Below are 12,218 nucleotides of genomic sequence, written 5' to 3' on the forward strand. Positions count from 1 at the left end.
GTGTCTGTCATGAGCTGTGTCCTTCTGTTTGCCGAGAACCCCCGCGAGCTGAGCCTCATGCAGTCGACCCTGGCGCCCTCGCTTGAGGACAAGGCCCTCGTGTGCGTCGACTCGCTCGAGCGCGCCTACGCCAAGCTCAAGCTCGTGGGCGCCGACCTGCTCGTGGCCGACGTTCCCTGCTTCACCTACGCCTACTGCACGTTCCTGTCGAAGTGCCTCAAGCTCTGCCCGAGCATGGCCGTGCTTGTGACGTCGTCCGCGAGTAACAAGGAGGTGTCGAGCAACGTCTGGCGCCTCGGCGCCACGGACTACCTCCTGAAGCCCTATCGTCCCGACTGGCTCGTCGCGGCGGTGCACGTGATCCTCGCGAAGCCGGGAGGCGACGCCCAGGAGTCGCGCATGGACTGGCGACGCGAGCGAAGCGTCCGCTGGATAGGCGAAAATTTACGAGCGTACAAGTACAAAAAGTGTATCCAGGCCACAAGAGAGTACGTTGATTCGCTCTATGACAGCCTGGACAATGCACAGGAGATAGCGGACGGCATGCTGGCCTTTGCGGCCGGCGTCGTCGGGCTCACGGGGGACTACGGCCCAACGTGCGCCTTTGATGCCAAGACCTACCTCGGCCGTGCTTCCTTCCGCTTCGAACAGGTGCAGCTGGGATATCGCTACGATGCGTACGCGGTGTTCGAGAGGCTCGTCGGCAGGCTGTTCGACCTCGTCGAGAAGGAGGGGCTGTCGGGCGTGAGCCCGATGCAACGCATCGTCACGAAGCTCGACCGGAGCGTTCACGTCGACTTCACGCTTGTCGAGGCTGCCGAGTACGCGAGCATGTCTCCGAGCTACTTCAGCAAGTACTTCAAGCGCGAGACAGGCATGAGCTTCGTCAACTACATGACCGAGAACAAGCTCGAGTACGCGAAGCTCATGCTGACGGAGAGCGGCGTCTCCATCGCGGTCATCGCGCGCGAGCTCTCCTACAACGGGGCCAACTACTTCAGCAAGGTGTTCAAGAAGAACGTGGGCATCACGCCGAGCGAGTACCGAGAGCAGAACGGTTCGCACAGGAGATTGTCCTTGGATTAGACAGGGGCCGCCACGCGGCCAGGCTCGAGAGGGGACAGAATGCAGGACTGCAGCGTCAAGACGAGCGTCTACTTCGGCACGGGAGCGCTTGACAGGCTCGCTGACATCAGCGGGAAGCGCGTGCTCATCGTGACGGACGGGTTCATGGCCAGCTCCGGCACGGCCGACAAGGTGGCATCCCGCCTCACGGACTGCACCACCAAGGTGTACGACAAGGTCGTGCCCGAGCCGCCAATCGACGTCGTCGCGCAGGGCGTCAAGGCCCTCGAGGAGCTCGACGCCGAGGTCATCGTCGCCTTGGGTGGCGGGTCCTCGCTTGACGCCGCGAAGGCCATCCGTGCCATCTACCGCGACGCCTCGGGGGCATCCGAGCAGCTCCCGCTCATCGCTATCCCGACGACGAGCGGCACGGGCTCCGAGGTGACCGACTACGCCGTCATCACCAATCCAGCCCGGGGTGTGAAGTACCCCCTTGCAAACTCCGACCTCGCGGCCACCGAGGCCATCCTCGACCCGGAGCTCACTGAGTCCGTCCCCCCCGTGATCACCGCGGACACCGGCCTCGACGCGCTCACGCACGCCATCGAGGCCTATGTCTCGACGGACGCGAGCGACTTCACCGACGCGTGGGCCGAGAAGGCCGCGCAGCTCGTCTTCGAGTACCTTCCGCGCTGTCACAAGGACGGACATGACCTCGAGGCGCGCGAGAAGATGAGCAACGCCGCCTGCCTTGCGGGCCTCGCCTTCAACCGTGCTGGCCTCGGTGTCAACCACGGCGCCGCGCATGCCATCGGTGCCCGCTTCCATCTGCCTCATGGTCGCTGCTGTCAACTGCTTCTGCCCCATGTCATTGCGTTCAACGCCAATCTTGAGAGCGCGCGCAATGGGCAGTACAGCCGTGCGGCCTTAAAATATGCCCACCTCGCTAAGGTCCTTGGGTTCAGCGCCGCGACCGTCCGCCTGGGCGCGAGCAGCCTTGCCCGTGAGGTGGACAGGCTGTGTCGTTCCGTTGGCGAGCCTGCGACCCTGAAGCAGTGCGGAGTCGACGTTGCCGAGGCAAAGGCACAGCTTCCCGAGCTGGCGAAGCTTGCTGTGGCTGACCCCACCACGGCTACTAATCCCCGTCCCGTAAACGAGACTCAGGCTTCTGCCTTGCTCGAGAAGCTGTTGGTCCGATAGTCTCTCTCCTGCTATCGAACCTGGCGACCATAAGGTCCCCGTGTGTCCCCATGACGTCCGGGGACCGTGCACGGCCGTGCGTTCGTCCGCACGGTCGTGCGTTTTTATACCAGAAAACCGGCCTGCCATGCCCTCGCATGGGCGGACTCGGTCCTTTTCCGAGACGGCCGCCCTCTGTCGTCGAGATGGCGGCCCCCAGTTGCGCCCATGCCTCGCGTCTGGACAGGCTGGCTCTGGGCGCCTTCGAGGACTTTCCTGCCTCGGGTGCGGGCCTCGGTGCGCCATGGGGACGTTACGGGTACTTTCGTGGCGTAAAAAGAAACTCTCTTGCGCCAGAAGTTGCCCTGTGGCGACAAATTTTCCAAGTGGTTACAGATGCAAACTTATTCATGAGGGGACCTGTGCCTTGGGGCGCGAGAGCGACATAGGGCGCGGGTAGGTATTGGTACATGTCACAAGGAGGTTCTACATGCAGAGCGAAGCACTCGGAATGGTCGAGACCAAGGGTCTCGTCGGCGCCATCGAGGCCGCCGACTCCATGGTCAAGTCCGCCAACGTCTCGCTGGTCGGCTACGAGAAGATCGGTAGCGGCCTCGTGACCGTCATGGTCCGCGGCGACGTGGGCGCGGTCAAGGCTGCCGTTGACGCCGGCTCCGCCTCCGCCGAGAAGGTCGGCGAGGTCGTCTCCACGCACGTCATCCCGCGCCCGCACACGGACGTCGAGAAGATTCTGCCGCACTCCGAGGCCAAGGCTCAGGCCTAGTGTCCTAGTTTTTCTCTCAAGAAGGGATATCCATGAACGAAGAACTGGTCAACAAGGTCATGGCTGAGGTCGCCAAGCAGCTCGGCACCGCCGCCCCCAACACCGCCAGCAGCTCCACCGTGGCCAAGGACGCCCCCAAGCCGGCCGGCGCCTGCAACCTCACCGAGTTCGTCGGCACCGCGATCGGCCACACCGTCGGCCTCGTGATCGCCAACGTCGACCGCCAGGTCCACGAGAAGTTCGGCCTCGACCCGAAGTACCGCTCGATCGGCATCGTCGGCGACCGCACCGGCGCCGGCCCGCAGATCTTCGCCGCCGACGAGGCCGTCAAGGCCACCAACGTCGAGGTGCTCAAGATCGAGCTTCCCCGCGACACCGAGGGCGGCGCCGGCCACGGCTCGCTCATCGTCTTCGGCGCCGAGGACGTCCCCGACGCCCGCCGCGCCGTCGAGGTGACGCTGGCCGACCTCGAGCGCACCTTCGGCGACGTCTACGGCAACCCCGCCGGCCACCTCGAGTTCCAGTACACCGCCCGCGCCTCCCACGCCCTGGCCAAGGCCTTCGGCGCCCCGGAGGGCAAGGCCTTCGGCATCACGGTGGGCGCCCCGGCGGCCATCGGCGTGCTGCTCGGCGACACCGCCGTCAAGGCCGCCACGGTCGACGTGATCTCCGTGTCCAGCCCGGCCCACGGCACGAGCTTCTCCAACGAGGTCATCACGGCCTTCTCCGGCGACTCGGGCGCCGTCAAGCAGGCCATCGTCGCGGCCCGCGAGGTCGGCAGGCAGGTGCTCGGCGCCATGGAGCCCTCCGAGCCGCTCGAGAGCGCCACGACTCCGTACATCATCTAGCGTAGGGGGCGCCGTCGGACCGAATAGGCCCGACGGCGCCCGTTTGAGAGCAGCCACGGCCGGCCGTCGCATTGCGTCCAATGCGGGGTCGGCTGTGGCTGCTTTTGCGTTAATCCGTCAAAATGAGACGTGTGCGGGTAATAATATGTCGCCCTCTCCGGGGAATGTCGTGCTCTGGTACCCGGTAGAATATAGTTTTCGAAGATCGTGAACGTAGAAGCCCGAGGTGGCGGCGCGTCTGGTGCCGCGCCTCGGTCTTGTCTTGACTCTAGGCCGTCTGGCAGGGCCAAAGGCCCGAGAAAGCGAGGTAGTGCGGTGGTTGTGGCGGTTGGCATCGACTGGGAGTCGGCCTCCATGGAGGTGCGCGAGCTGTTCGCCATCCCCAAGTCGGCCGAGACTTCCTTCATGGAGGCGGCCATCGCCCGTCTCGGCGCGCGCGGATGCGTGCTGCTCAAGACGTGCAACCGCTTCGAGGCCTACTTCGACATGCCCGCAGATCAGGACTACACCGACAAAGCGCTCCTCGTCAGGGCCACTTCTGCCGTGCGCGACCTGGCCCTCTCGCTCCACGGCGAGACGCAGCGGCCGATGGTGCCCATACTGTTCGCCCTCGCAGGCGCCGAGGCCTGCAGGCGGCTCATGACCATCGCCTGCGGCCTGCGCTCCCAGGTGCTGGGGGAGGACCAGATCATCTCTCAGGTGCGACGCGCCCAGACGGCGGCGCGCGAGGCCGGCTGCATAACGCCCGAGCTCGAGACCCTCTTCCGCCTTGCCGTGACCTGCGGCAAGGCCGTCCGCACGCGGGTGCAGTTCCACCAGGAGGGCACCTCGTGCGCCCGCACCGCCATCGACCTCGCCGAGCGCGAGCTAGAGGGCCTGCGCGGCCTGCGCGCGCTCGTGATCGGCAACGGCGAGATGGGACGGCTTGCCGCCGAGCTGCTCGTGGCGCGCGGCGCCGACACCGCGATTACCCTGCGCACCTACCGCCACGGCATCACCCTGGTTCCCCGCGGCTGCAAGACCATCTCCTACGACGACCGCATGTCGTTCATGGAGGGCTGCGACCTTGTCGTGAGCGCCACCAGGAGCCAGCACATCACCGTGTCGCGCGCGGCGCTCGAGGCGCTCGCGACGCGCCCCCGCGCCCTCGTTGACCTCGCCATGCCCAGGGACATCGAGCTTGCCTGCGGCGAGGTGGAGGGCGTGCGCCTGTTCGACCTCGACGACATGCGCGACGGCTCCGAGGCCGACCTCAACGCCTCCGCGCGCAAGGCCGCCCATGACCTCATCGAGGAGCACCTGACAGACTTCGAGATCTGGTGCAGCGAGCGTGCCCGCCGCCTCGGGCAGGCCCAGGCCATCTCAGCCTGAGGCGCCAGTCATCCCGCCCACCCGGGGCCCGCGACATCCCAGGACCCCCTCGGTTGAAAGAAGGATTTTGTGATAGAGCCCATTCGCCCGCGCCGCCTACGCCGTACCCCCGCCCTTCGCGCCCTGACGCGCGAGACGCGCCTGTCGAGCGCGAGCCTCATCTACCCGCTCTTCGTCGTGGAGGACGCCAACGTCAAGAGCGAGATCTCCACGCTCCCGGGCCAGTACCACTACTCGCCCGACCGCGTGTGCGAGGCCGTCGAGGAGCACCTGGCGGCCGGCGTCGACAAGTTCATCCTCTTTGGCCTGCCGGCCCACAAGGATCCCCTCGGCCACGGCGCCTACGACGAGAACGGCGTCGTGCAGCAGGGCCTGCGCGCCATCCGCGAGCGCTATCCCGAGGTCATGCTCATCGGCGACGTGTGCCTGTGCGAGTACACGAGCCACGGCCACTGCGGCGTGCTCGTGGGGGATGCCCCCGACAACGACCAGACCCTTCCGCTGCTCGCCCAGACCGCCGTCTCCCAGGTGGAGGCCGGCGCCGACATGGTGGCGCCCTCGGCCATGATGGACGACCAGGTGGCGGCCATTCGCTCCGCCCTTGACGAGGCGGGCTACGACCAGACCCCGATCATGAGCTACTCGGCCAAGTACGCCTCGGCCTTCTACGGTCCCTTCCGAGGTGCCGCAGACTCCGCGCCGGCGCACGGTGACCGCAAGGGCTACCAGATGGACCCGCACAACGTGCGCGAGGCCGTCAAGGAGAGCCTCATCGACGCCGAGCAGGGAGCCGACATCCTCATGGTCAAGCCCGCGCTTGCCTACCTCGACGTCATCAGCCGCGTCAAGGAGGCCACCGACCTGCCGCTGGCCGCCTACTCGGTGAGCGGCGAGTACGCGATGGTGAAGGCGGCCACGGCGGCCGGCCTCGTGGACGAGGACAACATCGTCTCCGAGAGCGCCGTGTCGATCTTCCGCGCCGGCGCCGACATCCTCATCACCTACTACGCCAAGCGCATCGCCAACGCCATCGCTGAGGGAAGGATCGGATAATGAGCCTCACCCACGAGACATCGCATCGCCTGTTCGCCGAGGCGCGCCAGGTGCTTCCCGGGGGCGTCGACAGCCCGGTGCGCGCCTACCAGAGCGTGGGCCTCGAGCCGCCGTTCATCGCTCGCGGCGAGGGGTCGCACATCATTGACGTCGACGGCAACGACTACGTGGACTACGTCGACTCGTGGGGCCCGCTCATCCTGGGGCACAACCATCCAGCGATCCGCGAGGCCGTGATCTCTGCCGCGTCGCGCGGGCTGTCCTTTGGCGCCCCCGTTGCCGGCGAGGCCGACCACGCCAAGCTCATGTGCCGCATGGTGCCGGGCCTGGAGATGGTGCGCTTCGTGAACTCCGGCACCGAGGCCGTCATGAGCGCCCTGCGCCTCGCGCGTGCGGCTACGCGCAGGGACAAGGTCATCAAGTTCGAGGGCTGCTACCACGGCCACGTCGACAGCATGCTCGTCAAGGCCGGCTCGGGCGCCCTCACCGGCGGCGTGCCCAACTCGCCGGGCGTGCCCGCGGCCGTCACGGCGGACACGCTGCTCGCCACCTACAACGACCTCGCGAGCGTCGAGCGTCTGCTCGGTGAGAACGAGGGACAGGTCGCGGCCATCATCGTGGAGCCGGTGGCCGCCAACATGGGCGTGGTGCCGCCGGAGGAGGGCTTCCTCGCGGGCCTGCGCGCGCTGTGCGACAAGGTGGGCTCGCTGCTCATCTTCGACGAGGTCATCACGGGGTTCCGCCTGGCTGCGGGGGGTGCCCAGGAGCGCTTTGGCGTGCGGGCCGACCTGGTGACCTATGGCAAGGTCATCGGCGCCGGCATGCCCGTGGGCGCCTACGGCGGCTCGCGCAAGCTCATGGAGCTCGTGGCTCCGGCCGGCCCGGTCTACCAGGCCGGTACCCTGTCGGGCAACCCCGTGGCCATGGCCGCGGGCGCCGCGCAGCTCGAGATCCTCTCCTCCGACGCCGGCTTCTACGACCGGCTCGACGAGCGCGCCGCGCGGCTGACGCAGGGGCTTGCCCGGGCGTGCGCGGGCACCGCCGTCGTGCAGGGCGTGGGCTCGCTGGCCTGCGTGTACTTCAGCGCGGGCGCGCCCGTGCGCTGCTACGCCGACGCCCTCGCCTGCGACACGGACGCCTTCTCCGCCTACTTCGCGGGCATGCTCGACCGTGGCGTCTATCTTGCCCCCTCGCAGTTCGAGGCCCTGTTCGTCAGCGCCTCCCACTCCGACGCCGACATCGACGCGACGATCAACGCGGCGCGCGAGGTGTTTGGAGGACTGCGTGAGCGCGCCTAGGACCCATACGCCGCGCCTGGGCGCCAGGCCGGCCGAGGGGGTGCGCCAGAGGTGACGACCCTGCGTATCGGAACCCGTGCGAGTGCCCTCGCGCTCGCCCAGGCGCAGCTGTTCGCGCGCTCGGTCGTCACGGCAGACCCGAGCATCACGTGTCGGCTCGTGCCCATCACCACGACGGGCGACCGCATCCTTGACCGGCCCCTCCCCGAGGTGGGCGGCAAGGGGCTCTTCGTCCGCGAGCTCGACCGTGCCCTGGCCGCAGGCGAGGTCGACGTGACGGTCCACAGCTGCAAGGACCTCCCCATGGACACGCCCGCCGTGCTGCCGCTCGTTGCGTTCTCCGCGCGTGAGGACCCACGCGACGCCGTGGTGCTCCCGGCTGGCGTCGACGCCACGGCTCCCGGCTTCGACCTCGAGGCGTACCTGCGCGAGAGCGAGGCTCCCGTGGGCTGCTCGAGCCAGCGGCGCCAGCTGCAGCTCGCCGGCGTGTTTGGTGGCGTGCGGGTGGAGAGCGTGCGCGGCAACGTCAACACGCGCCTCGCCAAGCTCGACGCCGGCGAGTACAGCGCCCTGCTGCTCGCCGCCGCGGGCCTCAAGCGCCTCGGCCTAGCCGAGCGCATCGCCCGGCGCCTCTCCGTGAGCGAGATGTTGCCTGCGGCAGGGCAGGGCATCATCGTCGCGCAGGCTCGCCTGGGGTCTGACGCCTCATGGGCGCAGTCCTTCGACTGCCCCTCGTCGCGCGCCTGCGCCCTGGCCGAGCGCGCCTTCGTGCGGGCCCTTGACGGCGGCTGCACCAAGCCCTGCGCCGCCTACGCCACCTACGACGCCTCCACGGGCGGCGTCGCCCTCACGGGGATGTATGCGAGCGACGACGCGACCTCCGTCGCCTACGGCGCACGCGAGCTGGGTGCCGACGACATCGAGAGCGGCGCCGCGGCGCTCGCTGTGGAGGTGAGAAGCGATGCCAACAGAGGCTAGGCCTACGCAGGGGACGTCGGGATCGGTCGCGCTCGTGGGCGCGGGCCCCGGCGACCTCGGACTGCTCACGCGCCGTGCGGCCGAGTTGCTCGGTCGCTGCGACGTGGTGGTCTACGATCGCCTCATCAACGACGAGCTGCTGGGCCTGTGCCCGCAGGCGAGGCGCGTCTACGTCGGCAAGCGGGTCGCCTGCCACCCCGTTCCCCAGCACGAGATCAACCAGATCCTCGTGCGCGAGGGGCTGGCGGGCAGGCGCGTCGTGCGCCTCAAGGGCGGAGACCCCTACATCTTCGGTCGCGGGGGCGAGGAGGCGCGCGAGCTCGCTGCCGCCGGCGTGCCCTTCGAGGTCGTCCCAGGCGTCACAAGTGCCGTCGCCGCGCTGTCATACGCGGGCATCCCTGCAACCGACCGAACCTGCGCCGCCTCGGTCCACTTCGTGACGGGGCACCGGCGTGAGAACGGCGAGCTCGGCATGGACTTCGACGCGCTCGCGCGCGTGGGCGGCACGCTCGTGTTCATGATGGCCGTCTCAACCACGCCCGAGATCACCCGTGGCCTGCTCGCCGCGGGCATGGACCCCTCGACGCCGGCGGCCATGGTCGAGCGCGGCACGACGGCGCGCCAGCGCCGCGTCGACGCCACCCTTGCCACCGTTGCCGACGCCTCCCGCGACGCTGGCGTTGCGAGTCCGGCCATCCTCGTGGTGGGCGAGGTCTGCGCGCTCGCCGAGACCCTCGACTGGTATGACAAGCTTCCGCTGCGCGGCCTTACCGTGGCCGTGACGAGGCCGGCCGATCGCATGGGAACGCTCACGAGGCACCTGCGCGAGCTGGGTGCCGACGTCATCGAGGCTCCCTGCATCGAGACGCGCCCCGTGCCGAGCGAGACGCTCGTGGGCACCATCGAGGGCCTGCGCGAGCATGCCTGGGTGGTCCTCACGAGCACGGTGGGCGTGCGGTGCCTCTTCGACGCGCTGCACTGCGCCGGCCGGGACGCTCGCTGGCTCGCCGGCGTGGGCGTTGCCGCCATCGGATCCGCCACGGCCGACGAGCTCAGGCGCCACCAGATCGAGCCCGACCTCGTGCCCGACGTCTTCGACGGGGCGCACCTCGCCGCCGACATCGCGGCGCGCAGCAGGGCTGGCGAGCGCGTCTTGCTGTTCCGCTCCGCCATCGGCTCTCCCGAGCTGTCCGAGGGGCTCGTCCAGGCAGGCCTTGTCGTCGACGACGTTGCCTGCTATGAGACGGTGCTCGTCGGCGACGCCGTTGACGAGCACGAGCGCGCTCGCATCGAGGCCGGCGACGCCTTGCTTGTGACCTTCACAAGCGCGAGCACCGCCGACGGCTTCGCCAAGGCGTTCCCCGAGCTCGATGCGGCGAACCTTCCTGCCGTCTGCATAGGTCCCATGTGCGCCGCCGCGGCGCGAGCCCATGGGTTCTCGTGCGAGGTGTCGGCGCGTGCCACGATTGACAGCCTCGTCGAGGCCGTGGTTGCGCGCTGGCGCGAGCTGCGTGGGTCCATGGTCCCCGAGCGGCCCTAGGAAGCCCCATGGGCGCGCACGGGTGGCTAGATGAGCCGGACGAACAGGCCCCCTCTGGGCTTGGGCTCGAACCAGGTGGACTTGGGCGGCATGACGAGGCCCGCGTCGGACACGGCGAGCACGTCATCGATGCCGGGGGGCCGCAGCGCAAAGGCAGCGTCGTGCGCGCCGCAGGCCCGCTCGAGGCCCGTGAGGCCGCTGATGCCTCCCACGAACGCCATGCGCGCGTCGCGGCGTGGGTCGTCCACGCCGAGGATGGGCCCAAGGACGCGGTCTTGGAGCAGCGTGGCGTCCAGCGCGGCGAGCGCGCCTCCTGCCGGCGCGGGCCCAAGGCACACGTCAAACCACGTGCCCTCGCGCAGGACACTCGTATGGCCCCTGCGCTGCGTGGCAGGCCGGCCGGGGAGCGCCGTGACGCCAAGCCCCGCCGCGCGGAGCTTGCCCACGAGGCCGTCGGCTGCGCCGCGCACGATGCGGTTGCAGGAGAGCAGCGCGAAGTCCTGTGCGTCGAACAGCGCCGCGAGGAACGTCCCCGCGCCGCCGACCTCGCCTCGCGCGCGGCGCGCGCGAGCGACGGAGGCGCTTGCCGCCATGCGGTGGTGGCCGTCGGCGATGTAGGCGCGGGTGACGTGCGCAAACGCCTGCAGCACCGGCGCCTGTTCGTCCGGCTCCTCGAGACGCCAGACGCGGTTGCGCGCGCCGAGGGCATCGGTGAGGTCGAGGCCTGGCGCGCTCTGGGCAATCACGCGGCCCACCGCGGCGCCCACTTGGGCGCTGGGGCGGTGGGCGAGCAGCACCGGGCCGGTCTGCGCGCCCAGGGCCTCGAGGTGCGCCGCGCGCGTCTGCTCCACCGCGGCGCGCGTCTGCTCGTGGCGGCGGATGACTCCGCTCAGGTAGTCGTCGACGTCACAGCACCCGACGACCCCGGTGAGGGCGCCTCCCTCGGCCGTGTCGATGCGGTAGACGTACAGGCACGGGCGCTCGTCGGCCACGAGCTCGCCGCACGCGATGCGGCGCGCGAGCTCGCGGCGCTCGCCGGCGCCCGAGCCATGCGGCCAGTCGATGCCCGCCTCATGTCGCTCGTGCTCTGCGGCCGGCGCGAGCGCGAGGTCCTCGTAGGGCAGCGTCATGAGCGCCGGCGCGGAGGCGGCGGTTGGTCGCAGGCATGTAAAGGGGAAGAGTTTCATGCCGCCCAGTATACAGACAGCCGCCGAGTGGGGAAACATCACAGCATGACCGAGCGCCCGCCTGCTGCGGGCGAGGAAGCGAGGAACGCATGATCCACTTCGTTGGCGCCGGCTCCGGCGCCCCCGACCTCATCACCGTGCGCGGACAGCGCCTGCTCTCCGAGGCCGACGTCGTGATCTGGGCCGGAAGCCTCGTGAACCCCCAGCTGCTCGAGGCCTGCAAGCCCTCCTGCGCCATCCATGACAGCGCGCGGATGACGCTCGAGCAGGTCATCGAGGTCATGGCGGCGGCTGATGCCGAGGGCAAGGAGGTGGTGCGCCTGCACACGGGCGATCCCTCGATCTACGGCGCGCACCGCGAGCAGATGGACGAGCTCGACCGCCTCGGCATCTCCTATGACGTCTGCCCGGGCGTCTCGAGCTTCTGCGGGGCGGCCGCGGCGCTGCGCGCCGAGTTCACGCTCCCGGGCGTGAGCCAGAGCGTGATCCTCACGCGCCTCGAGGGCCGCACGCCCAAGCCCGCCGGCGAGGCCACGCGCGACCTTGCGGCCCACGGCGCCACGACGGTCGTCTTCCTCTCGGCGAGCATGCTCGACAAGCTCCAGGCCGAGCTTTTGGCGGGCGGGGCCTACACGCCCGACACGCCGGCGGCCATCGTCTACAAGGCCACCTGGCCCGACGAGCGGGTGCTACGCTGCACCGTGGGCACGCTCGCCCAGACCGGCGCCGACAACGGCATCTGCCTTACGGCGCTCGTGGTGGTGGGCGGCGTGCTTGCGGGGCCCCACGACCGCAGCAAGCTGTACGATCCCACCTTCACCACCCTGTTCCGCAAGGCGAGCCACGCTGCCCCGGCACGGGGCGAGGCCCCCGGGGACGCATGCGTGGCGGACGACGCGGACAACGACAACTAGG

At 69.3% G+C, this 12,218-nt stretch carries 11 protein-coding genes; 10 read left to right on the plus strand and 1 reads right to left on the minus strand.

Annotation, left to right across the window (positions count from 1 at the left end; genetic code table 11):
* Window positions 1-9 precede the first annotated feature (9 nt).
* The 9 genes from EFAMC1_RS00890 to cobA all read left to right on the plus strand — a co-directional run bounded on the left by EFAMC1_RS00890 (window position 10) and on the right by cobA (window position 10,116).
* Entirely contained in the window at window positions 10-1,086 is a 1,077-nt protein-coding gene (locus EFAMC1_RS00890) for an AraC family transcriptional regulator (protein ID WP_154052463.1), read from the plus strand.
* Between the two features lie 39 nt (window positions 1,087-1,125).
* Complete coding sequence (locus EFAMC1_RS00895) at window positions 1,126-2,265, plus strand: 1-propanol dehydrogenase PduQ (RefSeq protein WP_154052464.1); 1,140 nt, start codon at window positions 1,126-1,128, stop codon at window positions 2,263-2,265.
* 469 nt (window positions 2,266-2,734) lie between these two features.
* Window positions 2,735-3,028 carry a propanediol utilization microcompartment protein PduA gene (gene pduA / locus EFAMC1_RS00900; RefSeq protein WP_154052465.1) on the plus strand — a complete coding sequence of 98 codons (294 nt, stop codon included), beginning with the start codon at window positions 2,735-2,737 and terminating at the stop codon, window positions 3,026-3,028.
* Window positions 3,029-3,060: 32 nt separating this feature from the next.
* Window positions 3,061-3,876 (plus strand): propanediol utilization microcompartment protein PduB, encoded by an 816-nt coding sequence (gene pduB, locus EFAMC1_RS00905; RefSeq protein ID WP_154052466.1) that lies wholly within the window; start codon window positions 3,061-3,063, stop codon window positions 3,874-3,876.
* A 315-nt stretch (window positions 3,877-4,191) separates the two neighbouring features.
* Entirely contained in the window at window positions 4,192-5,247 is a 1,056-nt protein-coding gene (gene hemA / locus EFAMC1_RS00910) for a glutamyl-tRNA reductase (RefSeq protein WP_154052467.1), read from the plus strand.
* A 69-nt stretch (window positions 5,248-5,316) separates the two neighbouring features.
* Window positions 5,317-6,300, plus strand: a complete 984-nt coding sequence (gene hemB, locus EFAMC1_RS00915) for a porphobilinogen synthase (RefSeq protein WP_222838601.1) — start codon at window positions 5,317-5,319, stop codon at window positions 6,298-6,300.
* The gene (hemL, locus tag EFAMC1_RS00920; protein WP_154052468.1) at window positions 6,300-7,598 is read left to right on the plus strand and encodes a glutamate-1-semialdehyde 2,1-aminomutase; all 1,299 of its coding nucleotides are present in this window, start codon (window positions 6,300-6,302) and stop codon (window positions 7,596-7,598) included. Before hemB ends, hemL begins: the two co-directional genes overlap by 1 nt.
* Window positions 7,599-7,649: 51 nt before the next feature.
* Complete coding sequence (gene hemC / locus EFAMC1_RS00925; protein ID WP_154052469.1) at window positions 7,650-8,576, plus strand: hydroxymethylbilane synthase; 927 nt, start codon at window positions 7,650-7,652, stop codon at window positions 8,574-8,576.
* Entirely contained in the window at window positions 8,560-10,116 is a 1,557-nt protein-coding gene (cobA, locus tag EFAMC1_RS00930; protein WP_154052470.1) for a uroporphyrinogen-III C-methyltransferase, read from the plus strand. Before hemC ends, cobA begins: the two co-directional genes overlap by 17 nt.
* A gap of 26 nt (window positions 10,117-10,142) precedes the next feature.
* On the opposite strand, the gene EFAMC1_RS00935 is transcribed toward cobA, so the two are convergent.
* On the minus strand, window positions 10,143-11,303 hold the full coding sequence (locus EFAMC1_RS00935) for a DUF1015 family protein (protein WP_187324474.1): 1,161 nt from the start codon (window positions 11,301-11,303) through the stop codon (window positions 10,143-10,145).
* 89 nt (window positions 11,304-11,392) lie between these two features.
* Between EFAMC1_RS00935 and cobM the strand changes: the two genes are divergently transcribed.
* Window positions 11,393-12,217: a precorrin-4 C(11)-methyltransferase gene (cobM, locus tag EFAMC1_RS00940; RefSeq protein WP_154052472.1), complete on the plus strand. Its 825-nt coding sequence runs from the start codon at window positions 11,393-11,395 to the stop codon at window positions 12,215-12,217.
* The last annotated feature ends 1 nt before the right edge of the window (window position 12,218 follow it).

Source organism: Olsenella uli, from assembly GCF_901212675.1.
GTDB classification, from domain to species: domain Bacteria; phylum Actinomycetota; class Coriobacteriia; order Coriobacteriales; family Atopobiaceae; genus Parolsenella; species Parolsenella uli_B.